The sequence below is a fragment of the Kiloniellales bacterium genome (genome assembly GCA_030066685.1).
Classification (GTDB): Bacteria; Pseudomonadota; Alphaproteobacteria; order Kiloniellales; family JAKSBE01; genus JAKSBE01.
This window is the reverse complement of record JASJBF010000026.1, coordinates 98645-124662: the sequence shown is the minus strand read 5'-3', so window position 1 is coordinate 124662 and position 26018 is coordinate 98645. Positions and strand designations below refer to the sequence as shown.

The following is a 26018-nucleotide window of genomic DNA, read 5'->3' as shown; positions in this document are numbered from 1 at the left end:
GGTCTCTACCCCTCTCGGCCGGGGGCAAGCCTACGCCAATATTCCTATTGTCAGCAAGAGTCCCCGGCCGCGGCCGGCCGGGGAGCGATCTCGGCTTAGGCCGGCTTGGTTCCGATGCAGGCGATGCTGAGCTTGCGAAAGAGGCCGTCTCGGCCGGACGCCAGCGGCCGGACCTGCTCCAGGCCGGCGCGGCGGAGCCAGGCGACGGCGTCGGACTCGGAGACCATGTGCGTCCGCCAGCGCAGGTGGACGTAAAGGCCCAGAAGCGTGCGCCGGGTCAGGAAGACGACGACAAGACCGCCGGGCCGAACCACCCGGACCATCTCGGCGAGGGCGCGGCCGGGATCGGACAGGTGTTCCAGGACGTGCCCGGCCATGACGATGTCGAAGGTCGCGTCGTCGAAATGCAGGGCCTGGGCATCGCCCAGGTGGAGCGCCGCCCGTAGGCCGCGCTCGCGAAAGCGCTCGCCGGCCCGGTCGAGCATCCGCAGGGAGATGTCGAGCGCGTCCAGCTGCAGCGGGGCGCCAGCGACCGCGGCGAGCGCGCAGGACAGGGCGCCGGTCCCCGTCCCGCAGTCGAGCGCGCGGATCCGCCGCCCCGGGGCCCCGCGCGCCAGCGCCGCCCGGAGCAGGCCCTGGTAGACCGGCGGATAGCCGAGCCGGTCGATCGTCCGGCCCCAGCCGGCGGCGGCGCGGTCGTACCTGGCGGCGAGCTCGGCCGGGCCGAGCAGCTGGCGCTGCAGCGTCAGGCGCCAGGATCCGATCGACTGCGCGAAGACCGGGATCATGCCGTCTCTGGCCGGCCCCGCGGGCCGAGCGTCGTGCGCGTTCATGAGGTGCAAGGTCCGTGTTCGGGGAGGTCTACGGGCGCGCCGCGCCCGACTTTTTTCCTGCGGTCCGGCGACAGGGCCGCGGTCAGCCGGGCTTTCGGGCCACTATGAACATGCCCTTGCGCCTGCCGGGCTGCCACTGCCGCTCGATCTCGAAGCCGGCCCCGGTCAGGCTGGCCTCCAGCTCCTTCACGGTGAAGACGCTCAATAGGGGCAGCAGCCCGAGAGCCCGGCCGAGCGGCCCGATATACCTGAAGATCGGCAGGAAATCGCCCAGGCAGGCGGTGCTGGAGACGAAGACGCCGCCGGGCTTGAGCATCCGGTAGACCTTCGAGATCGCGGCATCCCGGTCCGCGAGCAGATGCAGGATGCTCAGGCCGAGCACGACGTCGTAGCTGCCGTCGGGCACGCTGAGTTCGCCGATGCCGACGCGCCGGAACGCAACGTTGCCCGCCCCGGCGGCCCGCGCCTTTGCTTCGGCGATCTCGATCATCTTCGCCGAGATGTCGGTCGCCAGGATCTGCCTGACGTAGGGCGCGTGGGCGAGCGCGGTCGATCCGGTCCCGCAGCCGAACTCCAGGACCGCCATGTCCGGGCGCAGGTAGTCCCGGGTGATCCGCAGCTTCTCCTGGTAGGCCGCCTCGTCCGCGACGGGCTTGCGCGCATAGCGCTCGGCGATCCGGTCCCAGAACCGGGCGGTCGGATCCGGGGTGCATGTCGTCTGTTCGGCTGCGGTCATGGCTCTGCCTTTTCGATGGCCGTGTTGAGAACTGAGGTTTCCGCCGGTCCGGCCGAGATGGGCGAGGCGCCGGCAGAAGTCTGTGCGGGAGGGATGTATCTCTGCAAGCCTAGAAGGGGAATTGACGAAATCCGTCTGTTTGATATGCGTAGACGCATGGATTGGCGTTCCGTGAAGTTCGACTGGAACCGGGCGCGGGCCTTCCTGGTCACCGCCGAGGAGGGCTCCCTTTCGGCTGCGGCCCGCGCCCTGGGGATGACGCAGCCGACGCTCGGCCGCCAGGTCAGCGCGCTCGAAGAGGAGCTCGGCGTCGCCCTCTTCGAGCGCATCGGGCGGGGACTGGAGCTGACGCCCAGCGGCCTGGAGCTGGTCGAGCACGTCCGCAACATGGGCGAGGCGGCGAGCCGGGTCTCCCTCACCGCCTCGGGACAGTCGCAGTCGATCGAGGGCAGCGTCTGCATCACCGCGACCGAGGTCGAGTCGGCCTTCGTCCTGCCCCCGATCGTCGCCGGGCTGCGCCGCGCCGAGCCCGGGATCCAGGTCGAGGTCGTCGCCTCGAACAGCCTGCGCGACCTGCGCCGCCGGGAGGCCGACATCGCGATTCGCAGCGTGCGGCCTTCCGACCCGGAGCTCATCGCCCGCAAGCTGAGCGACGAGACCGCGCGCCTCTACGCCTCGGAGGGCTATCTCGCGCGGCTCGGCGATCCACGAACGCCGGAGGACTTCGCCGACGCCGAGTTCCTGGGCTTCGACGAGAACGAGGCCTACCTGGCATGGCTCAACGCGCAGGGCCTGAACCTGAGCGCGCGCAACTTCCCGGTCATCTGCGGCAATCACCTCGTTCTGTGGGAGCTGGCCAAGCAGGGCATCGGGATCGGCGCCATGAATACCCGGGTCGGCGACGCCGAGCCCCTCGTCCGCCGCGTCGCGCCCTGGCTCGAAACCTTCAGCTTCGCGCTCTGGCTGGTGTCGCACCGGGACCTCAAGACCAGCCGCCGGGTCCGCCTGGTCTTCGACTGGCTGGCCGAGGAATTCCGCAAGCTGTAGGGCCTTGCATCCGGCCAAACGAGTCGCGTCCGACCGGGAGGTGCGCTAGAGCACGATGATATGAGGTTGAACCAACCTCATATCATCGTGCTCTAACCTGCTGAAATAGAGCGGGATTCAGATTTGAAGTCCAATCGACTTCAAACCATCCCGCTCTAGCGGCCCGTCACGCCGCCGCCGGCCGGCAGGCGATGACCCCCTCCGTCCGCGCCCGCACTTCGGGCGAGGCGAGGCAGGTGGCGACGGCCTCGTAACCCGGGGCGCCGGGGTAGGGCTCGACGCAAAGCGGCGGACCGTGATTCGCCGGGCAGAAGATGATCGCCTCGTCGTCGCCAAGGGCCGCTGGGTCGAGGATCGCGCAGGACCGGGTCATCAGGAACAGCGGCCTGGCCCGCGGCCCGCGGCGGCGCAGGCGGGCAATCACGGCGCGCTGCGTGGCCGCGTCGAGCCCCTGCTCGACCATGTCGACGACCAGGGCGGCCGGCCCCTCGGCTTCGAGCCCGGCGAGAAGGGCGACGAGGGCGTCGGAGCGGGTCGCGCCCGCCACGACCAGCCGGGCCAGCGCCCGCTCGACCCGCGATCCCAGCGCCGGATCGGCCGCCAGGCGCGCCGCCGCGCCGCCGTCGTCCAACCGCTCCAGGCCGAGGAAGGCCGCGTCGGGCAGCCGCTCGGCGAGGCACCGCGCGAGCCGTGTCTTGCCGCTGAAGAGCGGGCCGACGATGAAGGTCAGCGCGCGGAGCTCGCGCAGCTCGAAGGCTTCCCCGCCCCAGGGCCAGGGCAGGTCGAAGGCGACGACCGGCGCCTTGGCCGGCGCGCCCAGGCCCGCCAGCTCTCTGCCCGCCGGCGCGCGGCCACCGGCGAGGTCGTCGCGCAGGCTGCGCACCCGGTCCAGGGTGGCGGAGATCTCGCGCAGCCGGCCTTCGAGCGCAGCCTCATGGCCGGCGAGGGCCTGCTCCAGGCCCCGGGGATCCGCATCCAGCACCCGCGCGATCTGCGCCAGGCCGAAGCCGAGCGACCGCAAGGCGACGATCCCGGCCGCGCGCCTCATCTCCTCCGGACCATAGGCGCGCCAGCCGGCCGCGCTGCGGGTCGGGCGGATCAGCCCGCGCTGCTCGTAGACCCGAAGGGCCTTGGCCGAGACGCCGAGCCGCTTGGCGGCCTCGGCGGGCGTGAGGAACTCGGCGGCAGAGCTCATGGATCGCCTCCCTGTCGGTCTGACCCTTTCTTGTAGGGGCGGCCACAGGGGACGGGTCAAGAGGCTTTTCGCGAGACCTGGCGACGGCGGACCCGGTCCTGGGCGGGCGCGTCCTGCACCGCGCCATGGTCACCGATCGCCTGCGCAAGCGCCCTTTGGACGGGGACGCGTTCCAACGCCACCTGGGCCAGTCCCTCCAGCAGGGAACCGCGCCTGGCCAGCTGGCGAAGTACGGTGCGCGCATCTTCCAGATCCCGTGGCGGACATGGGACTGAGGTGGCGCGGCGGGCAATGGGTCGCGGGCCAGCGGCGAGCAGACGCTGCGCCCTATGTCAGGTACGCCTTCGCGTAGTCAAAGAACACCCCAAAGGGCGGCGCGCCTGCGGTGAATCGCTCGGCCAGTTCTGCCCTCGACTTGCAGAGGGCGAGTTTGTCGAAACCCCATTCGATCATCAGTCGGCGAACTTGTTCCAGTTGCTTGGCGTCGGGTTCCGAGTCCGGATAGAGGGTGAAAACCTTGCGGATCGTTTCCTCTGTCTTCCGTTCTTCTTCTGTCAGGGATGAAGGAGACTCACCGTCCTTCGACGGACCGATCTGCGGCTTGTTGACGAGTTTCAGGAGATGGCTCGTCCGATCCGGAGACCTTTTCGGCGGTATGTAGATGTGGAGGGACCCTGGGGCCAGCTTCAGCTCTTCTATCAGCTGCGTGTACTCGGGCGGGACGCCCTCCACCTTGATGAAGAGGCTGATCCAGCAGCTGTAGTGGTGCCTCACCTTCGCAGATCGATCGATGTGGACGTGCGCGACCAGATCGCCGTAGTCCTTGGCCCAGGCCGAACCGCAGCGCTTGTAGCCACGCGCCTTTGCCTCCACAGCCAGAATCTCGTGAAAGGGTGTGCGTTTCGCCATGTCCTTCATCCCCTCGGAACACCTGCCATACAATGGCAAGAAGCCTGAAAGAAAGGGTTGAGGTCGAGCCATCAGCTTCGCGATCCTGACGGAAGCCGCCGGGGGCCGGAGAAGATCCTGGAGCGGGCGCGGCAGCGGGATCTCGTCTTGCTGCTCGGTACGGCCGACAAGGCTGTGACCTCGGCCGGACAGGCTGGGATGTCAGCCGGATCGACGACCGGCAGGCGGCCGACTTGCTGGAGCTCCTTGTCGGTTTCCTTGGCGACGACGGTCGCTGGGACCTTGTCGGCGATCTTCGCCGGAAGCTGCAGCGACAGTCATCCGATGCGTAATTGGCCTCTGCGCAGGCCGCGCCTGAGGTTGCGCTACGATCGCGCGATACCCTGTCGACCATCGTGTGAACGGCCCGATGGATGCCCGGATCAACTCCGGGCATGACAGCGGTGAGACAGTGACAACGGGGAGGCGGTGACGGCGGCGGGTCTTCCTCACATCGTCTTTCGCCGTTCCGCGGTCGCCGCCTCGTCCACAGCCAGCGTCTCCGGGTCCAGGACCACGCCGAAGCGCGTGGCGGCCTCTTCGGCCGTGTAGTACCCCCTCGCCACGTCGCGGGCGACGCGCGTCGGGTCGCGCTGAAGCGGATCGCCGTAGCCGCCGCCGCCGGGGGTGCGGACGGTGATGGTGTCGCCGGCGGCGATCAGGATGTCCTGGTCCTTGGAGCGGTGCGGGGGGTGATAGGCGGCGCCGTCGCGCTCGACAATCACCTGGTTGACGCCGCCGTCGGCGCCACCCAGGGCGCCGAGTGGCCCCGTGCGGCCGTGGTCCATGACGAAGGAGGCGCGCGCCGTACCGCGGCGCAGGCGGACCTTGTAGGCGACGCCCATGCCGCCGCGCTGCCGCCCCGCGCCGCCGGAGCCCTCGTGCAGGGCATAGTGCTCGACCAGGACCGGATAACGCTGCTCGATGATCTCGATCGGCGTGGTCTTGGAGATGCCGATGGTCGAGCAGCCGTTGGAGATGCCGTCGCCGTCGCGGCTGCCGCCGTAGCCGCCGCCGGAGATGAGATACATCACGTAGCCGCGGCCGGTCGCCGGGTCCTGGCCGCCGACCGCGAAGTTGCCGCTGGTGCCGGCCGGGGCGGCGAAGAGCAGCTCGGGGATCGCCGGGGTCAGGGCGGCGAAGACCGCCTCGGCGATGCGCTGGCTGACCTCGGCCGCGCAGCCCGAGACCGGGCGCGGGTATTCGGCGTAGAGGAAGGTGCCCACAGGATCGACGATCTGCAGCGGGGCGAAGGTGCCCGCGTTGATCGGCACCTCGGGGAAGATGTGCTTCATCGCCAGGTAGATCGAGGAGCGGGTGGTGGCGATGACGCTGTTCATCGGCCCGCGGCAGGGCGGCGAGGAGCCGGCCATGTCGAAGGTGAGCGTCGAGTCCTCTTTCGTGATGGTCATGGCGATGCGCAGGGGCGCGTCGACCACGCCGTCGGAATCGACGAAGGCCTCGCCCCGGTAGACGCCGTCGGGGATGAGCGCGATCTTGGCGCGCATCTGCTGCTCGGCGCGGGCCTCCAGTTCGGCCATGGCGGCCTCCACCGTGTCGCGGCCGTAGCGGTCGAGCAGCGCAGTCAGGCGGCGCTCGCCGACGGTCAGCGCGGCGGCCTGGGCCTTGATGTCGCCGATGCGCTGGTCGGCGATGCGAATGTTGGAAAGGATGATCGAGAGGATCTCCTCGTCCATCACCCCTGCCTTGAAGAGCTTGACCGGCGGCAGGCGCAGGCCCTCCTGCTCGACCTCGGTCGCATTGGCCGAGAAGCCGCCGGGCACCGCGCCGCCGGTGTCGGGCCAGTGGCCGGTGTTGGCCAGCCAGGAGAAGAGCTCGCCCCGATAGAAGAAGGGCTTCACGAAGCGCACGTCCATCAGGTGCGTGCCGCCGAGGTAGGGGTCGTTGACGATGTAGAGGTCGCCGGGGCGCAGGTCCTTGGCGCGGCGGATCACCTCCTGGGTGCCGAACTGCATGGTGCCGACGAAGACCGGCAGGCCGAGCTCGCCCTGGGCGATGAGGGCGCCGGTCTCGCGGTGGTAGATGCCGTCGGAGCGGTCCAGGGCCTCCGAGATGACCGGGCTGAAGGCGGCGCGCACGAAGGCCAGGTCCATCTCGTTGCAGACCTGGGTCAGGCCGTTCTGGATCACGGCCAGGGTGACGGGGTCGAGGGTCACGGGGTCGCGTGCTGGCTTGCTCATATCGGCGTATCACCCCCTCCCCGGCCCTCCCCCATCGAGGGGGAGGGAGAACATCGTGGCCACCGCCCATTTAAGTCCGCCCCTTTGTTGGGGGAGGGTTGGGTGGGGGTGACTCCCGGAAGTTTGCAGGTGGGTAACAGCGTCCGGGTCATGCGGCGCGCCCCGCAACGTCGATGATCAGGTTGCCCAGTGGATCGACCGTAACACGGTCGCCGGGCTCGACGACGGTGGTGCTGTCGAGCTGCTCGACGATGGCCGGGCCCTCGAGGGTCGTGCCGGGCGGCAGGGCGCCGCGGCGGTGGATCGGCGTCTCTCGCCAGCCTTCGGGAAACCACACGCGGCGGGTGCCGGGCCCGGCTTCGGCCCCGGAGTCGGCGAGGGCCTCCAGGGGCACGCCCTTGCGGCGGCCGATGACCGCGGTGTTGAGGTTGACCAGCACGGCGCGGATCTCCGGCAGCTCGACCTCGAAGCGGGTCCAGTAGGCGGCCTCGAAGGCCTGCTGCAGGTCCTCGCGGGTGGCCGCGACCCCGGGCAGCGGGACGGTCAGGATGTGGCTCTGGCCCTGGAACTGCATGTCGGCGCCGTGCAGGACGGTGAGGCCGTCGATCTCGACGCCCTCGCGGGCGATGGTCGCCTCGCCCTCGGCGATCTGCGCCTCCAGGATCCCGCGCACCGTCGTCATGTCGAGATCGGGCACCGGCAGGTTGACCGTGTTGACGTAGTCGTGGCGCAGGTCGGCGGCGAGGCAGCCCAGCGCGTTGGTGATCCCCGGGCGCGCCGGCACCAGGACTCGGGGGATGCCGAGCTCGCGGGCCAGGGCCGAGGCGTGCAGCGGGCCGGCGCCGCCGAAGGCGAAGAGCGCGAAGTCGCGCGGGTCCTGGCCGCGGGCCAGCGACACCAGGCGCAGGGCGCCGGCCATGCGGTCGTTGGCGATGCGCAGCACCGCCGCCGCGGTTCCCTCGGCGTCGAGGCCGAGCGGCTCGCCGAGGTCCTGCTGGAACACGGCGCGCAGGTCGTCCAGCGACACCGGGTTCTCGACCGCGAGCAGGGCCTCGGGGTTGAGCCGGCCGAGCAGCAGGTTGGCGTCGGTGATGGTCGGGCGCCGGCCGCCACGGCCGTAGCAGATCGGCCCCGGGTCGGCGCCGGCGCTCTCCGGCCCGACCTGGAGGATCCCGGCCTCGTCGACCCGGGCGAGCGAGCCGCCGCCGGCGCCGATGGTGTGGACGTCGACCATGGGGACGTGGATCGGCATGGCGTACTCCAGCTCCAGCTCGGAGCTGACCGCCGGCACGCCGCCGCGGATCAGGCCGACGTCGCAGGAGGTGCCGCCCATGTCGTAGGTGATGACGTCGTCGATGCCGGCGGCCTTGGCGGTGTAGGCCGCGGCCATGACCCCCGAGGCCGGCCCCGACATCACGGTCTTGACTGCGGCCTCGGCGACGATGCCCGAGGAGACCGTGCCGCCGTTGCCCTGCATGACCAGCAGGTCGCGGGGATAGCCGCGCTCGGCCAGGCCCTCGCGCAGGCGGGTGAGGTAGCGGTCGAGCACCGGCTGCACGCAGGCGTTGACCGCCGCGGTCACGCCGCGCTCGTACTCGCGGTACTCGGAGAGGATGGCGTGGCCGGTGGTGATGTGGCGGTTCGGCCAGACCTCGGCGGCGATCGCGGCGGCGCGGTGCTCGTGGGCCGGGTTCACGTAGCTGTGCAGGAAGTGGATGACCAGGGAATCGCAGCCGGCCGCGCGCAGGGCCTCAGCGGCGGCGCGGACTCCGGCCTCGTCGAGCGGCTCGAGCACCTCGCCCTCGGCGTCGAGGCGCTCGGTCACCTCCAGGCGCCGCTCGCGCGGGATCAGCGGCTCGAACCAGCCCTTGAGGCCGTAGGGCTTGGGCCGGGTGCGGCGGCCCAGCTCCAGCACGTCGCGGAAGCCCCGGGTGGTGATCAGGCCGGCGGTCGCGAACTTGCGCTCCAGCATGGCGTTGGTGGTGGCCGTGGTGCCGTGGACGATGGTCCCCACCTGGTCGAGCGGCACGCCGGTCTCGGCGATCGCGGCGAGCACGCCCCGGGCCTGGTTCTCCGGGGTCGAAGGCACCTTGGCGACGCGCAGGCCGGCGCCGGCCTCGTCCATCAGGATCAGGTCGGTGAAGGTCCCGCCGACATCGACCCCGATGACCTTGCGCGCCCCGGTCATGCCGCGATCACGTCACGCTCAGGCCGCGACGTGCTGGGGCGCACCGGCCATGCGGGAGCGGCCCTGCAGGCTCAGCAGCGCCTGGACGATGAGGCCACGCGCCGCCATGTCCCTGGCCACGGCGGCACCGGCGTCCAGGGCGCGCTCGACCTGGACCGGCGACAGCGGCCCGACCTCGACCGTGACCGGGCGCGCGCCGAGCTCGTTGTCCGGCGAGAGCTCGCGCGCGGGGACGCGCAGGACCGCCGGGTCGGCGACGTCGACCGCGTTGGCGATCAGGGTCGCGGCGACGTCGGCGGCGGCCGCGCTCTCGGCCAGGACCGTGACCGAGTCGGCGATGCCGAGGGAGAAGCTGCGGCCGCGCCAGCCGCTGGTCGCGATGCCGCGGACCGGGCTCTCGGCGGCGATGCGCGAGGCGCCGTCCAGGGCCGGGGTCTCGCCCAGGGTCACGATGCCGGTGGTGAAGCTCTGGCCGGGCGCCAGGTAGAGGGCGATGTCGCCGCCGTCGTTGACGTAGGCCCGCTCCAGCCGCCGCCCCTCGACCATCGCCGCGAGGACGGCGTCGGCCACGGCGCCGGCGACCGCGGCCATGGGGGTTACGAAGACCGCGGCGTGGGGCCGGCTGACCGCGTACATGCGCCGCGCCACCGGGCCGCGCAGCCCAGCGTCCCCGCCATCGACGGGGCGGCGCAGCAGCGGCAGCTCCGCGACCAGCTCGTCGAGCAGCGCGTGGAAGCGCTGCCAGGCCTGGTCGTAGGCCCGGGTCCGCTCCGCCGCCGGGCCGAAGGCCTCGAGGATGATGTCGATCGGGCCGTGCTGGAGGTGGCGGCGGCGGCCGTCCGGCAGCACGGACATGCAGGGGGGAACGCCGAATCTGCTCACGTCTGGTCCTCCTCTCCGGTGAGCGGCGCCCCCGGCCAGGGCGCCCGTTCGTGCCAGCGCAGGGTCTTGAGGCGGCCGTCGCGCCCGGGTTCGGCGGCGACCTCCTCGAGGCGGCGGACGGCGTCGAGGTGGCCGCCCATGGCGGCGTAGTCCTCGAGCCGCAGGGTGAACTCGATGGGCGCGACGAGGGCCGGCGTCGGCACGTAGCCGAAGGCCTTGTCCGGCAGGGTGGTGACGTCGACCATGAAGGTGATGCCGCCGCCCGGCCAGACGTAGACCGGCGCCCCGCCGGTGGTGACCCGGGTCAGGGCCTGCTTGACCGAGCGGGTCAGGCGGACCGGGTTCTCGGTCACCCCGGCGCGCAGGCTGCCGCCGGCGCCGGCCATGAAGAGCACGGTGGCCAGGGCCGGCTCGCAGTTCTCGCCGATCCGCTCGACCACGACCTGAAGGGGCGCCGGCATGGGCGCCGGGACCGGGACCAGCTTCTCATCGAGGACGAAGAAGGCGGCGTCCTCGCCGGTGGTGCTGACCATCAGCAGGCGCAGGCCGGGCCAGGCGGTCTTGGGATCGATCTTCTCGATGATCGACAGCGGCTCGGTGATGTCGGTGCCGCCCCAGCCGGTGCCGGGCTCGGCGACCTGGAAGTAGCGGCCCGGCGTCGACCTGCGGCCGCGCACCCGGATCCCCGAAGGCTTCATTTCGAGGAAGCGGCCGGCCTGGTGCTCGGTCAGGACCCCGGTGATATGATCGTCGACCACGATGACCTCGTCGGCATGGTCCTGCCACTGCCGGGCGAAGATGCCGATGGTCGCGGAGCCGCAGCCGACCCGCATGCGCTCCTCATGCACGCCGTTGATCACCGGCGGCGCGCCCGCCTGGAGAGTCATCCCGGCGCCGCCGTCGATGGCCAGCTCCACCGCCTCGCCGCTGCAGAGCTTCAGCATCATGTCGCAGGTGACCGTGCCCTCCTTCTTGGAGCCGCCGGTCAGGTGGCGCACCCCGCCCAGCGAGAGCATCTGCGAGCCGTACTCGGCCGTCGTGACGTGACCGACCTGCTCGCCTGCGGCCCGCACCGCCGCGGTCTCCGGGCCCAGGAAGCGGTCGGTGTCGATCTTCACCTTGAGGCCGCAGTAGCTGAAGATCCCTTCCGAGACCACGGTCACCATGTCGACGCCCTCGTACGCGCTGGCGACGATGAAGGGCGCCGGCTTGTAGTCCGGATAGGTCGTGCCCGAGCCGATGCCGGTGACGAAGGTCGGCGCGCCGGAGACCAGGGCGCCGTCCCAGTCCTTGCCGCCGAAGGGCACCAGGGCGCCCTCGCCCTCGGCGATCCGCTGGGTGACCACGAAGGGGTCGAGGCGGGTCAGCTTGCCGTCGACGTTGCCGTAACGGTCGCAGGCACCGCTGCGGCCGGGGCGGATCCGGCAGAGCACCGGACAGGCGTCGCAGGTGATGATCGAGGGTTTCGCTGCGTCGTCAGGCATGGCGGCCTCCCTTCTCCTTCCGCGCCGCCAGGATCGCCGCGCGCACCCGGTGCGGGGTCGCCGGGGCGAAGCGCAGACGGACTCCGGTCGCGTGATGGACCGCGCCGAAGATCGCCGGCGCGGTCGGGATCAGGGCCGGCTCGCCGATCCCCTTGGCGCCGTAGGGGCCGAGGGGCTCCGGGTCCTCGATCAGGATGGTCTCGATCGGCGGGAGGTCGCCGAAAGTGGGGATGAGGTAGTCGTGCAGGTTCTCGGTGACGCCCGGGATGTACTCCTCCATCAGGGCCATGCCGAGCCCCTGGGCGATCCCGCCGTGGATCTGGCCCTCGACCTGGATCGGGTTGATGACCCGGCCGACGTCGTGGGCGGCGACGATGCGCCGGACCTTGACGGTCCCGAGTTCCCTATCGACCTCGACCTCGGCCATCTGGGCGGCGAAGCCGTAGGTCGCGTAGGGCACGCCCTGGCCGTTCGCGTCAAGCGGCCGGGTCGGGGGATCGAAGTGGCCCTCGCCGCTGAGGACGTCGCCGCGCGCGTCCGGGGTCAGGGCGGTCAGGTCGATGCGCCGCTCCGCCCCGGCGTCGCGCAGGATGATCTCGCCCTGCCCCAGCTCGATGACGGCGGCGTCGCCGACGTTGCCCAGGCGCAGGATCTCGGCGCGCAGCGCCTCGCCGGCGAGCTGGGCGGCGCGGCCGGAGACGAAGGTCTGGCGCGAGGCCGAGGACTTGCCGGCATCCGGCGTCAGGTCGGTGTCGCCCATGACGTAGGCGAAGCGGCCGGCCGCCACGCCCAGGGCGTCGGCGCAGATCTGAACCATGATCGTGTTGGCGCCCTGGCCCATGTCGACCGCGCCGTTGTAGAGCGTCAGCCGGCCGTCTCGGTCGATCCCGACCCGCATCGTCGAGGGATTGGAGAGCGAGGTGTTGCCGCAGCCGTACCACATGCAGCCCAGGCCGACGCCGCGGCGCAGCTCGCCGGCGTCGGCGTTGAAGGCCTCGGCGGCGCGGCGCGCCACGGCCCAGCGCGGCTTCAGGGCCTCCAGGCAATCGGCGAGGCCGGCGCTGGCCTCCAGCACCTGGCCGGTCGCGGTGGCGTCGCCCACGCGCAGGACATTGCGCAGGCGGAACTCCAAGGGATCGAGGCCGCAGCGCTCGGCCAGCTCGTCGCAGAGCGCCTCGTGCGCGAAGGCGCACTGCGGGACGCCGAAGCCGCGGAAGGCGCCCGAAGGCGGCCCGTTGCTGTGCACCGCCCGGCTGCGGTTGCGGACGTTGGGCACGGTGTAGGGGCCGGTGGCGTGAATCGGGACGCGGTCGGCGACCGTCGGCCCCCAGGAGGCGTAGGCGCCGGTGTCGAAGTCGCCGTCGAACTCGAAGGCCGTGAGCCGGCCCGCCGCGTCGCAGCCGGCGCGTGCGGCGATCTTCGCCGGATGGCGCTTGGTCGTGGAGGCCAGGCTCTCCGGCCGGCTGTAGCTGCAGCGGACCGGCCGGTCGAGGGTCCAGGCGGCCAGGCCGAGCAGGAGCTGGACCGAGGCGTCGAGCTTGCCGCCGAAACCGCCGCCGCAGGCGGTCGGGATGAGCCGCACCTGGTCCTTTTCTATGCCGAGGATGTGGGCGATCTCGTCGCGGTCCATGTAGGGGGTCTGGGTGGTGACGGCGACGGTCAGGCGGTCGCCCTCGCGCCGGGCCCAGCCGGCCTCGGGCTCGATGTAGGCGTGCTCGACGAAGGAGGTCTCCCAGGCGCCCTCGGCGACGAAGTCGGCCGCGGCGAAGCCGGCCGCAAGGTCGCCCCTGCGGACCAGGCCCTCGGTCAGGAGGTTGCCCGGCTTATCGGCCTGGACCAGCGGCGCGCCCTCGGCCAGGGCCGCCTCCAGGCCCTCGACCGGGTCCAGCGGCCGCCAGTCGATCGGGACCTCGTCGTCGCGGATCGAGTCGATGCTCCGCCGGTCGCCGACCAGGAGCAGCACCGCCTCGCCGCGAAAGCGCACCTCCTCGGCCGCCAGGACCGGTTGGTCCTTGCCGACCGGATAGATGCCGAAGGCGTTGCTGCCCGGCACGTCGCGCGCCGTCAGCACCGCCACCAGGCCGGGGTGCGCGGCGCGCAGCGGTCCCAGGTCGCCGACGGAGAAGCGCGCCCGGGCGTGGGGCGAGCGGAGCGCGCGGAGCCAGAGCGCATCCGCCGGGGCCCGGTCGGCGGCGTAGACCTCGGCGCCGGTGAGCTTCTGCAGGCCGTCGACCTTGGCGAGGCGCGCGCCCACGGCTTCGCCCGCCGCCGGCGTCTCGCCGAAGCCGCTGCCGGCGACGTCGAGCACCGCCTCGACGATCTTGCGGTAGCCGGTGCAGCGGCAGAGCACCCCGCCCAGGGCATCCTGGACCTCCGCCTCGGAGGGTGCGGGATTGCGGGTCAACAGGTCCTGCGCCGCCATCAGCATGCCCGGCGTGCAGATCCCGCACTGGGCGGCGCCGTGGCGCTGGAACGCGGCCTGCAGGGGCGAGAGCGCTCCGTCCTTTGCCAGGCCCTCGACCGTGGTCACAGCAGACCCGGCGACCCGGCCCAGGGCGATCATGCAGGCGCAGACCTGCGCACCGTCGAGCAGCACGGTGCAGGCGCCGCAGTCGCCGGCGTCGCAGCCGACCTTGGTCCCGGTCAGGCCGAACTCCTCGCGCAGGACCACGGAGAGGCGGGTCAGCGCCGGCGAGCGCGCATCGACGGCGTGGCCGTTGACCGTGAAGCTGATGCCGGGAGCCTCGAGCTTCACGCCGAGCCTCCCAAGGCAGCGCCGAGATCCGAGAGGCAGCGGCGCAGCGCGGTTTCGGCCGCGTCCCGGCGGTAGTCGGCCGAAGCACGGACGTCGTCGATGGGGGCGAGCGCGCCGCGCAGGTGGTCCGGCGCCACGGACTCGCCCAACCCGGCATCGAGGGCGCGGCCCTTCAGCGCCGCCTCCAGGGCCGGCAGCCGCCGGGCAACCGGAGCGCAGGCGCCGATCGCGACCCTGGCGTCGGCGACCCGGCCGGCCTCGGGCTCGATCACGACGGCGATCATGACGATGGAGATCACCAGGTAGCGGCGCGCACCCAGCTTGACGAAGGCGCCGGCGGCGCCGGGCCGGAGCTTGGGCAGGACCACGCCGGTCACGAGCTCGTCCGGCCCGCGCCGGGTCTTGCGGTTGCCGACCAGGAAGTCGGCCAGCGGCAGGCGCCGCGTGCCGGCGGCGCTGGCCAGCTCGACCTCGGCGTCCAGGGCCAGGAGGCAGGGGATGCCGTCGGCGGCCGGCGAGGCGTTGCAGAGGTTGCCGACCAGGGTGCCGGCGTTCTGGACCTGGACCCCGCCGACCTCCCGGGCCGCGGCCTTGAGGCCGTCGAAGCAGGGCGGCAGCTGAGCGCGCAGCAGATCGCTCCAAGTGGTCAGCGCGCCGATGCGCCAGGCATCGCCGTCTTCGCGCATACCGCGAAGATCCTTCAACCCGGTGATGTCGAGGACGTCGTCGTCGAGGGGCCGGCCGACCCGCGCAGGATAGAAGTCGGTGCCGCCGGCCAGCACCGTCAGGCGCTGCGCGGCCAGGGCGGCGAGCGCGTCATCCAGCGTCCTGGGGCGCAGATAAATTGTCATCTGGCCCGTGGTCTCCTCCTGTCCGGCCGCGGGCCCTCAAGGCCCGGTCCATGGTCCGCTTTTTTGTATGTACACGAACGAAGCCAGGATAGGCCCAAGCTGCACGCCAGGCAAGAATCAGGTCAGCCGGGCGAGGAGGGCGAGAAAGGCCGCGCGCTCCTCGGGCGAGAGCGGCGCCAGGGTCTCCTCGGTGACCGACCGGCCGGCCTCAACGGCCGGAGCGAGCAGCTCTTCGGCCGCGCCGGTCAGGCGCCAGAGGGTGCGGCGGCGGTCCTTGGGGTCGGGCTTGCTGACGATCAGGCCGCGCTTGTCCAGGCGGTCGATGACGCCCTTCATGGTCGCCGGGTCCATGGCCGTGAGGCGGCCCAGGTGGTTCTGGGAGACCTCGCCCTCGTCGTGGATCTTGACCAGCGCGGCGTACTGGGTCGGCGTCAGCTGGAGCTCCGCGAACTGCGCCGCGAAGATCGCGCTGGCCCGCTGGTGGGCCCGGCGCAGGAGGTGGCCCACCTGCGCCTCGAGCACATAGTCGTCGGTCGGCGTCTTCGCCCGCGCCGCCGCTGCCCGCCGCCGCTTCATCGGATCCCTCCGGTTGAAAGTCGTGAAGGATTATACGCATCCCTGCGCCACCACAAGGCCGGGCGGCGCACCGCCGCGGCGCACCGGCTTGACAGGACAAGGCTGGCCCAGTGGATTGGACAGGATCACGCCACCGAGAACCAGCAGCCAGGTCTCCGTGCCAGAGCAAGCCCCGCAGCGGAACTACCGGACGGCCGTCGCGGCCGGGACGCTTCTCGCCGCCGAGCTCTGCGGTCGGCCCGGGGCGGCGCTGGCGCACACCTCCGAGAGCGCCATCGTACTGACGCTGCCCCGAGACCTCTACATCTTCGGCGGCAGCCTCGTGGTCGGAATCTCCTTCGTCCTCGTCGCCCTGGTCGGGACCTCGGGCTTCGCCAGGCTCGAGGCCGCGGTCCGGCCGCTCGGCCGGCTACCAAGGGTCGCTGCGACGCCGCTGAGCCTGGCCAGCTTTTTCGTGATGCTGGCCCTGATCGGCGCCGGCCTCCTGGGCACGCCGGACCCCCTGGCCAATCCCCTGCCGCTCACGATCTGGACCCTGTGGTGGGTCGGCCTGACCGTACTACACCTTGTCTTCGGCAATCTCTGGGCGGTGCTGAACCCCTGGCGCGGCCTCTACGCCCTGATCGGCAGGCTGCCCGGCCCGGCGCGCTGGGTCGCGGCGCCGCCCCTGCGCTATCCCGATTGGCTCGGCACTTGGCCGGCGGTCCTGCAGTTCCTCGGCTTCGCCTGGTTCGAGCTGGTCTACACGGCGCCCCAGGATCCGCCAACCCTGGCGCGGGCGCTCGGCCTCTACTTCCTGGCCAACCTGGCCGCCATGCTGCTCTTCGGCGATCGGGCCTGGCTGCGCCAGGGCGAGGCTTTTTCGGTCTACTTCCGGGTCGTGTCCTGGATGTCGCCCCTGAACGGCCGGCCCGAGGCGGCGCCCGGCGGCGCGGACACCGGCCGGCTCCAGCTCACCCTGCCGGGATTGGGCCTGCTGCGGGTCGCGCCGCTCTCGCTCAGCGCGGTCGCCTTCGTGATCCTGATGCTGAGCACGGTGTCCTTCGACGGCCTGTCGCTGACCTTCCGCTGGCTCGGCACGATCGGAATCAATCCCCTGGAGTTCCCGGGACGCTCCGCGGTGCTGCTGCCCAACAGCCTGGGCCTGCTGGCGACCTTCGGCGCGCTGCTGTGCTGCTACCTGGGCGTGGTCTGGCTGGGCCACCGCCTGGCCGGGCGGCCGACCAAGCTCACCGAGGCCTTCGGCGGCTATGCCCTGTCGGTCGTGCCGATCGCCTTCGGCTATCACCTCGCGCACTACCTGACCATCTTCATGGTCGACGTGCAGCACGCCGCGATCGCCTTCAACGATCCCTTGGGGCTGGGCTGGAACCTCCTGGGCCTGCGCGGGGCTCACGTCACCGCGTCCTTCCTGATGGACTACCACGCAGTGGGCCTGATCTGGCGGACGCAGATCGCGATCATCGTCGTCGCCCACGTGGTCGCGGTCGCCCTGGCCCACGCCATCGCCCTGCGGCAAGTCGGTGCGCGCGGCCGCGCCGTCGTGAGCCAGATCCCGATGACCGTCCTGATGATCTGCTATACCTTGTTCGGCCTCTGGCTGCTGTCGGCGCCGGTCGCCGGCTAGAACCGTTGGTGTACGAATGATCCGGGGTTAGACTTTTTTGCCGCGAGAAAAGCGGCGGGGCGAACCGCCGGGTCGCAGGACCTTTTGATGCAGGGAGGGGACTCTCGATGGACAAGCGGGACAAAGGGCAAACTGAGAGCGGCATCATCCGGACGCTGTCGCGGCGGCGTGCGCTGAAGGGCGCCGGGGCCGCGGCCGGCCTGGCGGCCGTCGGCACCCTTCCGGGTTTCGGCGCCTTCGCCCAGGGCAGCGACGCACCGCTGCGCCTCGGCTTCCAGGCCCACCGGACCGGAATCGGCGCGGCCTACGGCCGCTGGTACGAGCGCACGACACAGGCCGCGGTCGCATACATCAACGAGCTGGGCGGCATCGCCGGCCGGCCGATCGAGCTTGTCATCGAGGACGACGCCACCGATCCCAAGCGCGGCGCCGAGGTGGTCGAGAAGTTCGCCAGCCGGCACAAGGTCGACTTCGTCTTCGGCACGTTGTTCTCCCATGTGGTGATCGGCTCGGCGCCGCGCGCCGGCGAGCTGAAGATGCCCTACTTCGTGGTCAGCGAGGGCACCCACGTGCCCTCGGGCAGCCTGAACCGCTACGTCTTCCAGCCGGGCATCACCGACGTCCGCCAGCAGGTCATCTCCATGGCGCCTTGGATGGCCCAGAACCTGGGCAAGAAGGTCGCCCTGATCTTTCCGGACTACGCCTTCGGCTACAACCACCGGGACCACATGAGCGCCGCGCTGGAACGCCAGGGCGGCAAGGTCACGGCGCTGCTGCCGATCCCGCCGACCGAGACCTCCTACACCAAGTACTTCCCGAAGATTCCGGCCGAGACCGAGGTTCTCTACCACGTCATGGTCGGGCCCGGCGTGCTGACCTTCGTCAAGGAGCTGGGCGAGTTCTTCGGCGACCGGGGGCCGCAGCTCTTCGGCTTCATCGATTCCCTGGAGGCCGTCGACATGGCGACCCCGGGCCTGGAGTTTCTGGAGGGCTCGCACTTCTGGGAAGGCCTGCCGCGCTACGCCGACGGCTATCCGACCGAGTCCGAGAAGTTCTACCGCGCCAAGGTCGGGGTCGACGAAAACGGCGCCAGCGCCAGCGACCCCAAGGACGTCTCGACCTACTCCCACATGTTCGGCTGCTGGGAGACGCTCTTCGCGATCAAGCGGGCGGTCGAGGAGAGCGGCTACAAGAGCGCCAACGACAAGGACCGGGCGGCCCTGATCGAGGCGGTCGAGGCGGTCGAGTGGTACGAGGAAGGCAAGGCGCATCCCCAAGGCCGCAAGAAGTTCATCGGCCAGCTCCACCAGAGCTTCGGCCAGCAGTTCATCTCCAAGGTCGAGAACCAGCGCCTCAAGGTCGTCCACCGCACGACCATCGAGGACGGCCTCTACGAGCCGAAAGCGGACTACACGAAGATGTCGCTGTAGCGGAGTGACCGAGCGAATGGCGGCTGCGCCGGACCCCTCACCCTCCCGCCGCTGCGCGGCGGGCCCCTCCCTCTCCCAAGGGGAGAGGGTTGTGGAGGCTTGGCGAGGCCGAAGGTCGAGCCTTAGCCGGAGCTGGGTGAGGGGAGCACTTCGCCCCAGCACCTGAGGCTCAGGGATCCATTCACAGCCCATGAGCTTCGGCGCCTACTTCTTTCTCGCGGTCCTGGAGGGCACGGTCTCGGCCTTCGTGCTGGCGCTGACCGCGCTCGGGCTGTCGCTCGTCTTCGGGGTCATGCGGGTTGTCAACGTGGCGCACGGCGAGCTCTTCATGCTCGGCGCGGTGATCGCCTGGTGGGTCGCGCAGATGGCCGGCGATCCCTTGACCGGCTTCCTGCTGGCGCTGGTGATCGGGCCGCTGCTGGTCGGCGGCATCGCCATCGCCGCCGACTGGCTGATCCTGAAGCGGGTCGACTACAACCCGGAAGCCACCATCGTCGCGACCATCGGCCTGCTCTACATCATCCAGCAGAGCGTCCTGATCCTCTACGGCCCCGACGCCCGCGCGGTCGAGGCGCCCTTCTACTTCCGGGTCCAGTTCCCCTGGTTCGGCTATTCCGGCTACAAGCTGATCGTCGCCGGGCTCTCGGCCTGCCTGCTGCTCGCGACCTGGATCCTCTTGAAGAAGACCCGGCTCGGCCTGCACATGCGGGCGACCCAGTATGACCAAGAGACCGCCCAGGCCTTCGGCGTGCCGGTGCGCCGGGTCTACGCCGCGGTCTTCGCCCTGGGCGGCGGCCTGGCCGCGCTCGCCGGCGTCCTGGTGGTGCCGATCCAGCAGGCCCATTACCTGATGGGCCACGATCCCCTGCTGCTGTCCTTCATCGTGGTGATCATCGGCGGCCTGGGCAGCCTGCGCGGCACCCTGATCGCCGCCTTCGTGATCGGCATCAGCGACGGCGTGATCTCGGTCTTCTTCTCGCCGACCCTGGCCAAGATCCTGGCCACCCTGCTGGTCGCCCTGGTCCTGGTGGTGCGGCCGGGCGGTCTCTTCGGCGCCAAGCCGACATGACCGGCGCCGCGTCCAGGCGCTGGCTCCTGGCCCTGGCGGTGCTCGCCGGGCTCTTCGGGCTGCAGGCGCTGCTGCCGGACTATCACCACACCAACTTCGCCCGGATCATGGTCCTGGCCAGCTTCGCCATCGGCTACAACATCGCCTTCGGCTATACGGGGCTGCTGAGCCTGGGCCATGCCATGTTCTTCGCCGCCGGGATCTACGCCGCCGGGCTGGGCGCGCAACTGCTCGGCGTCTCCATGCCCCTTGCGCTGCTCCTCGGCGCGCTCGCCGGCCTGGTCCTGGCGCTGGCCGTCGGGCTGATCGCGCTGAGGACCAGCGGGGTCGCCTTCCTGATCGTGACCCTGATGTTCGCCCAGGCGGTGTTCCTGACGACGCTCTACTTCAACGAGGTCACCAAGGGCGACGAGGGCTTCGTGATCGCCGAGGCGCTGCGCCGGATCGAGGTGGGCGGGGCCGAGCTGCGCCTGGCCGACCCGACGGTGCGCTACAACGCGGCGCTGGCGCTCTTCGCGCTCTGCTACCTGGCCAGCATAGCGCTGCTGCATTCGCCGATCGGCCGGGTCCTGGTCGCGGTGCGCGAGAACGAGCAGCGGACCCGGATGCTCGGCTACAACACCTTCGGCTACAAGCTGCTGGCCCTGACCGTGTCCGGCACGATCTCGGGCCTGGCGGGCGCCGCCTACGCCCTGCTCTTCGCCTACGTCGGCGCGACCTTCGCCTCGACGCAGTACTCGATCTATGCCTTGCTCTGGGTCCTGCTCGGCGGCCTGGGCACGACCCTGGGGCCGCTGGTCGGCACCGGGCTGATGTCCTACCTGGTGGACTTCGCCAGCGACGTCACCTCGAGCTACCTGATCGTGGTCGGCGTGGTGCTGGTGGTGCTGGTCCTGGCCTTTCCCAAGGGCGTGGTTGGGACGGTCCTGGATCGTTGGGGCTCGCGCTGGGGGCGGTCATGAGCCTGCTGCGGACGGAAGCCCTGAGCAAGCGCTTCGGCGGCCTGGAGGCGGTGCGCGGCATCGACCTGGAGCTGCCGGCGGGCGAGATCCGCGCGGTGATCGGGCCGAACGGCGCGGGCAAGACCACCCTGGTCAGCGTGATCAGCGGCCGGTTGGCGCCCAGCGCCGGGCGGATCTTCTTCAAGGAGCGGGACATCACCGGGCTCTCGGCCTGGCAGCGGGCCCGGGCCGGCATCGTCTACACCTTCCAGATCACCAGCGTGTTCCAGAACCTGAGCTGCCACGACAACCTGGCCCTGGCGATCCAGCGCCGGCGCATGACCGGCCTCGCCGGCCGCCTGCGCGAGGATTCGGCCGCGCTGCGGGCCGAGGTCGAAGCCGCCCTGGCGCGGGTCGGCCTGGCCGAGGACATCGACCGCAGAGCGGCCGAGCTGCCCTACGGTCACCAGCGCCTGCTCGAGGTCGCGCTCGGCCTGGCGCTCTCGCCGGAGCTGCTGATCATGGACGAACCCACCCAGGGCCTGTCCAACGCCGAGATCGCCCGCTTCTGCGCGCTGACCCGGGAGATCGCCAAGGAAGTGACCGTCCTGCTGATCGAGCACAACATGCCGGTGGTCATGGAGCTGGCCGAGCGGATCACCGTGGTCGAGCGCGGCGCCATCCTGGCCGAGGGCACGCCGGCCGAGATCCGGGCCGACGCCGACGTGCAGCGCGCCTATCTGGGGACGTGATGCTGACCGTCGACGCCCTCTCCAGCCACTACGGCAGCGTCCAGGTCCTGCGCGACTTCTCCCTGGCGCTTGCGCCCGGCGAAGTGCTCGGCCTGCTCGGGCGCAACGGCGCCGGCAAGACCACGGCGCTGAAGACCATCTTGGGCCTGGTCCGGGCCAGCGGCGGCAGCGTGCGGCTCGACGACACCGAGCTGACCGCCCTGCCCGCGCACCGGATCCCGGCCCTGGGCCTGGCCTACGTGCCCCAGGGGCGCCGGCTCTTCGGCGAGCTGAGCGTCGAGGAGAACCTGCGCCTCGGCCTGATGGTCAAGGACAAGGACCGCGAGACCCTGAAGCGCATCCTCGACCTCTTCCCGATCCTCCGCGAGCGCCTGACCCAGCGCGCCGGCAGCCTGAGCGGCGGCGAGCAGCAGATGCTGGCGACGGCCCGGGCGCTCTGCCTGGAGCCGAAGGTCCTGCTGATGGACGAGCCGACAGAGGGCCTGCAGCCGAGCATGGTCGCGACCATCCTGGAGACGGTGCGGGTCCTCAAGACCCGGGGCGTCGCGGTGCTTCTCGTCGAGCAGAAAGTCGAGGCGGCCCTGGCGGTCGCCGACCGGATCGCCTTCGTCGAGAACGGCACGGTCCTGGAAACCGCGACGCCGGCGGCCCTTCACGCCGACCCGGCGCCGCTCTACCGCTACGTCGGCGTCGGGCAGGAGGCCGCGGGGTGAATTCTCGTCTTTGCGGGATTCGCATCGCCTGTCATAGCCGGGCTGGACCCGGCTATCCATCATGCCGCTTGCGAGATGGATGCCCGGATCGCGCGAAGCGCCGCGCGTACGCGCTCCGGGCATGACAGATGGAGAGAACCTAGACTGAAGCGATCGACAGAAAGGGAGCAGCTATGGACAAGGAGCGTTTCGAACGCGGGGTGGAGAAGCGCAAGGCGGTGCTGGGGGCGGACTACGTCGAGAAGACCCTGGCCGGGGCCGACGACTTCAGCCGGCCCTTCCAGGAGATGATGACCGAGTTCTGCTGGGGCTTCGGCTGGGGCGACGACACCCTGGACCCCAAGACCCGCTCGATGCTCAACCTGACCATGATCGCCGCGCTCAACCGCATGCACGAGTGGGAGCTGCACTTCCGCGGCGCGATCACCAACGGCGTGACCCGCCAGGAGCTGCGTGCCGTGCTGCACCAGATCTCGATCTACTGCGGCATCCCGGCGGGCGTCGAATGCTTTCGCATTGCCAAGCGGGTGCTGGCCGAGATCGACGGGGACGGGTGAGCGCCGATCGGCATCAGCGGTCGCGGCGGGTGCCGATCCGCGCCGCACGTTGGTAGAGCCGCCAAAATACCGAGATCGCAACCAGGGCGAGCCCGGTCTGGGCCGCCGCGAAAGCGCCGGTCATGGCCCAAGCGGCCGCCGCGCTCGCAGTGGTGGGATCGAAAGCGAGGCTGAGCAAGAGCATCGCGAGCCCGCCGAGAGCGGCGAGGCTCCAGCCCCAGACCCAGGCGCGAGACCGGATGCCCATCCTGCGCGGGCGGCCGGTCACGGGCTGCCCGTGTTCAGGCGCCAGACCGCGAGGTTGAGCGCCCCGGCGAAGGTGACCCAGGCCAGGTAGGGGAGCAGCAGCGCGGCGGCGAGCGTATCGATCGGCTGGAACACCAGTATGTTGGCGACGATCGCCAGCCAGAGGCAGGCCAGCTCGGCGAAGGCCCAGTCCGGCCGCTTGAGGCCGAAGAAGATCGCCGACCAGCCCGCGTTCAGCAGGAGCTGCAGGGCGTAAATCGCCATGGGGACGAGTGCCGCCTCGAGGGGCAGCCGTTCCCAGACCCGCCAGCCGGAGATCGCGATGAGCACGTAGAGCAGGGTCCATCCGGTCGGAAAAACCCAGTCCGGCGGCGTCCAGGAGGGCTTCGTCAGCGTCCGATACCAGGCACCCGGCTTGAAAACGGCACCGGAGCTGGCGACCAGGATCACGGCCAGGATGAAGACGACGAGCGACATTTCCGTACAGGCTCCTCCGTCAGGGCTCCGATAAACCTCGGATCCCACCCGGCGCGGCCCGGGAAAAGACGCCGGCTCCCGGGCACGTCGGGACTGCCTATATCGAGAGCTTCTACGCAAGCTGACGCCCTGCCGATGACTCCGGGCGCGAGCGACGCCGGGACCGAGATCGACGGCGGCGAAGGGCCCGGCCATGATCCGCGACCCGGACAGGGGCGTAACAGCATAGGCTTCCTTCAAGGAGATCCGGTCATGCTGCGCCGCCTCTACGAGCTGGCAAAAGATCCGCGCCGAAATCCCTTCTCCGGCCTTCGGACGGCCGCCGAGGCCTTTCGGCCGGCGCCGGACTACGCCGCCAGCCACCGCGACGCGATGCGCGACCCGCGGGACGCCACCGTGCTCTATGACGACATCTGGGGCGCGCCCTAGCCTTGGCCAAGATCCTCGTCATCGGTGCGTCGCGGGGCATCGGGCTCGAAGCCGTCCGCTGCGGGCTGGCCGAGGGCCATCACGTGCGCGCCCTGGCACGCAGCGCCGACCGCATCCCCATCACCCACGAGCGGCTCGAGAAGCTGCCCGGCGACGTGCTCGACCCGGAGCGCCTGTCGCTCGCAGTCGATGGGGTCGACGCGGTGATCCAGGCGATCGGCGTGGCCGCCAGCGCCGAGCGGCTGCTAAAACCGGTCAGCTTGTTCTCCGAATCGACGCTGCTGCTGGTCCAGGCGATGAAGGCCGCCGGAGTGCGCCGTCTGATCTCGGTCACCGGTTTCGGTGCCGGCGACAGCCGGCGGCGCCTCGGCTGCCTGCGCGGCGCCGCCCACCGGCTGCTCCTTGGACGGGCCTACGACGACAAGGACGCCCAAGAGGCTCTGATTCGAGAAAGCGACCTGGACTGGGTGATTGCCCGACCCGTCATCCTGGTCGACGGCCCGCGGACCGGACGCTACCGCGTGGAGCTCGATCCGAAGCGCTGGCGCTACGGCTTGATCTCACGGGCCAACGTCGCGGACTTCCTGGTCAAGCAGGTTCAGAGCGACGAGCACATCGGGCGAACGCCGGTTTTGCTGAGCTGCCCCCTCTGAGCCAGCTCGCAGCCGCAAATCCAAGACTGTCGATGTGGCCCGGTTTACCAGGTGACGCCCTGGGCGACGTCGCCATGCCCGTCTCGCGGGTTCAGCTCGGCCCAGAGTAGGCCCGAGACGATGTGAACGACGCCTTTGCCGAAGTCGATGGAGCGGGTCACGCCGACATGTCCGTTGAGCAGGATTCGCCCGCCGTCGCGTGCAATCGACAGGGCCTCGCCGCTCAGAGTGGTGACGTCGCGCGGGGCCGATGCCAGGTCGATTTTCTCGCCGGGAACGAGGTGATAGGCCACGAGGTCGAAGAGCCGCTCTCGGTTGCTCGGCGTCAGGTAGACGCCGCTCAGCAGGACGGCGGCGCCCTCGGCCTCGAGCGCCTCATCCGCGGGCAGGAACAGGGTGAAGCTGCGGTCGGCGTCCACGACCGGGCGAAGGCCTGCGGCCGAGACGGCGGTGTCGAAGATCCGCACGTTCTTGATGCCGAGACCGTCGAGCTGCGCTCCAGCTTCGGCCGGAGTGAACTGGACGGCCGCGGCGCAGATTATCAGAGCACCGAACATCGACTTCCGCTTCTTCATGATCTATCTCCCCGATCAACAGCCAAGCATTACGCGGCGCCTTCGAGGACAGATCACAGGTCGAAGGACCGCCGCCACATTTGCGGCCCTCGATCCTCTTCAACGGCTACGCGCCGCCATCGTTCATCAAGTGTCGCAGCCGAAGTGATCCGTCGGGCGGGGCGCTGCGAACAAGGGCGTATCCGTTCCACACAACATTGGTGATAATGACATGAAGGTTCTCTCTCGCTTCGCGGTCGCCGCAACCCTTGCGCTGCCGCTCGCCCTCGGCTCCCTGGCTGCCAAGGCCGCGGACATCGTCGACACGGCGGCCTCGGCCGGCCAGTTCGAGACTCTTGTGGCCGCCGTCAAGGCCGCCGGCCTGGTCGATACCCTCAAGGGCGAAGGCCCCTTCACCGTCTTTGCGCCGACCGACGAGGCCTTTGCCAAGCTGCCGGATGGAACCGTCGAGAACCTTCTGAAGCCCGAGAACAAGGATCAGCTGGTCGCCGTCCTGACCTATCACGTGGTCCCCGGCAAGATCATGTCCTCGGACATCGCCGGCCAGACCGCCGAGGTCGCGACCGTCGAGGGCAGCAAGCTTTCGGTCGACGCGACCAAGGGCGTGAAGGTCGACAACGCCAAGGTGATCTCCGCCGACATCGAGACCTCCAACGGCGTGATCCACGTCATCGACACGGTGGTGCTGCCCAAGTCGTAACGCCAGACCGACTGCAAGTACGAAAGGCCGGCCTCGCGCCGGCCTTTCTTTTTGGCCCAATGCCCAACCCTTATACCAAGGAGCGTTGATAACGACTCATTTGACCGGGTTTGCTTGATCGCCCGTCAGGCGCGCTTCGCGCAGCGGTGCGGG

General features: G+C 70.5%; 25 protein-coding genes. 11 read left to right on the top strand and 14 right to left on the bottom strand.

Features of this window, described 5'->3' with window-relative positions:
* Nucleotides 1–95: 95 nt before the first annotated feature.
* Both QNJ30_15270 and QNJ30_15265 read right to left on the bottom strand, forming a co-directional pair.
* The gene (locus QNJ30_15270) at nt 96–833 is read right to left on the bottom strand and encodes a methyltransferase domain-containing protein (protein ID MDJ0944827.1); all 738 of its coding nucleotides are present in this window, start codon (nt 831–833) and stop codon (nt 96–98) included.
* Nucleotides 834–915: 82 nt separating this feature from the next.
* Nucleotides 916–1569, bottom strand: coding sequence for a class I SAM-dependent methyltransferase (locus QNJ30_15265; GenBank protein ID MDJ0944826.1), 654 nt, complete (start codon nt 1567–1569; stop codon nt 916–918).
* A gap of 156 nt (nt 1570–1725) precedes the next feature.
* Between QNJ30_15265 and QNJ30_15260 the strand changes: the two genes are divergently transcribed.
* Nucleotides 1726–2616, top strand: coding sequence for a LysR family transcriptional regulator (locus tag QNJ30_15260; GenBank protein MDJ0944825.1), 891 nt, complete (start codon nt 1726–1728; stop codon nt 2614–2616).
* 166 nt (nt 2617–2782) lie between these two features.
* Here the strand turns inward: QNJ30_15260 and QNJ30_15255 are convergent, their stop codons facing one another.
* The 9 genes from QNJ30_15255 to QNJ30_15215 form a co-directional block, all read right to left on the bottom strand.
* Nucleotides 2783–3811, bottom strand: coding sequence for a MerR family transcriptional regulator (locus tag QNJ30_15255; protein ID MDJ0944824.1), 1029 nt, complete (start codon nt 3809–3811; stop codon nt 2783–2785).
* A gap of 327 nt (nt 3812–4138) precedes the next feature.
* The gene (locus tag QNJ30_15250) at nt 4139–4720 is read right to left on the bottom strand and encodes a hypothetical protein (GenBank protein ID MDJ0944823.1); all 582 of its coding nucleotides are present in this window, start codon (nt 4718–4720) and stop codon (nt 4139–4141) included.
* A 488-nt stretch (nt 4721–5208) separates the two neighbouring features.
* On the bottom strand, nt 5209–6960 hold the full coding sequence (locus tag QNJ30_15245) for a hydantoinase B/oxoprolinase family protein (protein ID MDJ0944822.1): 1752 nt from the start codon (nt 6958–6960) through the stop codon (nt 5209–5211).
* Between the two features lie 148 nt (nt 6961–7108).
* Nucleotides 7109–9148 carry a hydantoinase/oxoprolinase family protein gene (locus tag QNJ30_15240; GenBank protein ID MDJ0944821.1) on the bottom strand — a complete coding sequence of 680 codons (2040 nt, stop codon included), beginning with the start codon at nt 9146–9148 and terminating at the stop codon, nt 7109–7111.
* Nucleotides 9149–9166: 18 nt separating this feature from the next.
* Nucleotides 9167–10030 (bottom strand): UPF0280 family protein, encoded by an 864-nt coding sequence (locus QNJ30_15235; GenBank protein MDJ0944820.1) that lies wholly within the window; start codon nt 10028–10030, stop codon nt 9167–9169.
* A complete protein-coding gene (locus QNJ30_15230; GenBank protein ID MDJ0944819.1) occupies nt 10027–11514 on the bottom strand; it encodes a 6-hydroxynicotinate reductase in 1488 nt (495 codons plus the stop codon). The genes QNJ30_15235 and QNJ30_15230 overlap by 4 nt, the downstream gene beginning before the upstream one ends.
* Nucleotides 11507–14269: a molybdopterin-dependent oxidoreductase gene (locus QNJ30_15225; protein ID MDJ0944818.1), complete on the bottom strand. Its 2763-nt coding sequence runs from the start codon at nt 14267–14269 to the stop codon at nt 11507–11509. Before QNJ30_15225 ends, QNJ30_15230 begins: the two co-directional genes overlap by 8 nt.
* Nucleotides 14266–15120: an FAD binding domain-containing protein gene (locus QNJ30_15220; GenBank protein MDJ0944817.1), complete on the bottom strand. Its 855-nt coding sequence runs from the start codon at nt 15118–15120 to the stop codon at nt 14266–14268. Before QNJ30_15220 ends, QNJ30_15225 begins: the two co-directional genes overlap by 4 nt.
* 117 nt (nt 15121–15237) lie before the next feature.
* Nucleotides 15238–15696 (bottom strand): MarR family transcriptional regulator, encoded by a 459-nt coding sequence (locus QNJ30_15215; GenBank protein MDJ0944816.1) that lies wholly within the window; start codon nt 15694–15696, stop codon nt 15238–15240.
* Nucleotides 15697–15853: 157 nt separating this feature from the next.
* Between QNJ30_15215 and QNJ30_15210 the strand changes: the two genes are divergently transcribed.
* The 7 genes from QNJ30_15210 to QNJ30_15180 all read left to right on the top strand — a co-directional run bounded on the left by QNJ30_15210 (nt 15854) and on the right by QNJ30_15180 (nt 22785).
* Nucleotides 15854–17323, top strand: a complete 1470-nt coding sequence (locus tag QNJ30_15210; GenBank protein MDJ0944815.1) for a hypothetical protein — start codon at nt 15854–15856, stop codon at nt 17321–17323.
* Between the two features lie 107 nt (nt 17324–17430).
* Nucleotides 17431–18753 carry an ABC transporter substrate-binding protein gene (locus QNJ30_15205; protein MDJ0944814.1) on the top strand — a complete coding sequence of 441 codons (1323 nt, stop codon included), beginning with the start codon at nt 17431–17433 and terminating at the stop codon, nt 18751–18753.
* Between the two features lie 190 nt (nt 18754–18943).
* Nucleotides 18944–19822 (top strand): branched-chain amino acid ABC transporter permease, encoded by an 879-nt coding sequence (locus QNJ30_15200; protein ID MDJ0944813.1) that lies wholly within the window; start codon nt 18944–18946, stop codon nt 19820–19822.
* Nucleotides 19819–20784: a branched-chain amino acid ABC transporter permease gene (locus tag QNJ30_15195; protein MDJ0944812.1), complete on the top strand. Its 966-nt coding sequence runs from the start codon at nt 19819–19821 to the stop codon at nt 20782–20784. The genes QNJ30_15200 and QNJ30_15195 overlap by 4 nt, the downstream gene beginning before the upstream one ends.
* The gene (locus tag QNJ30_15190; GenBank protein ID MDJ0944811.1) at nt 20781–21515 is read left to right on the top strand and encodes an ABC transporter ATP-binding protein; all 735 of its coding nucleotides are present in this window, start codon (nt 20781–20783) and stop codon (nt 21513–21515) included. The genes QNJ30_15195 and QNJ30_15190 overlap by 4 nt, the downstream gene beginning before the upstream one ends.
* Nucleotides 21515–22228, top strand: a complete 714-nt coding sequence (locus QNJ30_15185) for an ABC transporter ATP-binding protein (protein ID MDJ0944810.1) — start codon at nt 21515–21517, stop codon at nt 22226–22228. Before QNJ30_15190 ends, QNJ30_15185 begins: the two co-directional genes overlap by 1 nt.
* Before the next feature lie 173 nt (nt 22229–22401).
* Entirely contained in the window at nt 22402–22785 is a 384-nt protein-coding gene (locus QNJ30_15180; GenBank protein ID MDJ0944809.1) for a carboxymuconolactone decarboxylase family protein, read from the top strand.
* Between the two features lie 13 nt (nt 22786–22798).
* On the opposite strand, the gene QNJ30_15175 is transcribed toward QNJ30_15180, so the two are convergent.
* Both QNJ30_15175 and QNJ30_15170 read right to left on the bottom strand, forming a co-directional pair.
* Complete coding sequence (locus tag QNJ30_15175) at nt 22799–23032, bottom strand: hypothetical protein (protein MDJ0944808.1); 234 nt, start codon at nt 23030–23032, stop codon at nt 22799–22801.
* Nucleotides 23033–23049: 17 nt separating this feature from the next.
* Nucleotides 23050–23508, bottom strand: coding sequence for a TspO/MBR family protein (locus tag QNJ30_15170; protein ID MDJ0944807.1), 459 nt, complete (start codon nt 23506–23508; stop codon nt 23050–23052).
* Between the two features lie 252 nt (nt 23509–23760).
* Between QNJ30_15170 and QNJ30_15165 the strand changes: the two genes are divergently transcribed.
* Together QNJ30_15165 and QNJ30_15160 are read left to right on the top strand one after the other, a co-directional pair.
* The gene (locus tag QNJ30_15165; GenBank protein ID MDJ0944806.1) at nt 23761–23937 is read left to right on the top strand and encodes a hypothetical protein; all 177 of its coding nucleotides are present in this window, start codon (nt 23761–23763) and stop codon (nt 23935–23937) included.
* 2 nt (nt 23938–23939) lie between these two features.
* Nucleotides 23940–24590, top strand: coding sequence for an SDR family oxidoreductase (locus tag QNJ30_15160; GenBank protein ID MDJ0944805.1), 651 nt, complete (start codon nt 23940–23942; stop codon nt 24588–24590).
* A gap of 44 nt (nt 24591–24634) precedes the next feature.
* Here the strand turns inward: QNJ30_15160 and QNJ30_15155 are convergent, their stop codons facing one another.
* Entirely contained in the window at nt 24635–25165 is a 531-nt protein-coding gene (locus QNJ30_15155) for a fasciclin domain-containing protein (GenBank protein MDJ0944804.1), read from the bottom strand.
* A 211-nt stretch (nt 25166–25376) separates the two neighbouring features.
* Here QNJ30_15155 and QNJ30_15150 point away from each other — a divergent pair, with 211 nt between their 5' ends.
* Nucleotides 25377–25865, top strand: a complete 489-nt coding sequence (locus QNJ30_15150; GenBank protein MDJ0944803.1) for a fasciclin domain-containing protein — start codon at nt 25377–25379, stop codon at nt 25863–25865.
* The last annotated feature ends 153 nt before the right edge of the window (nt 25866–26018 follow it).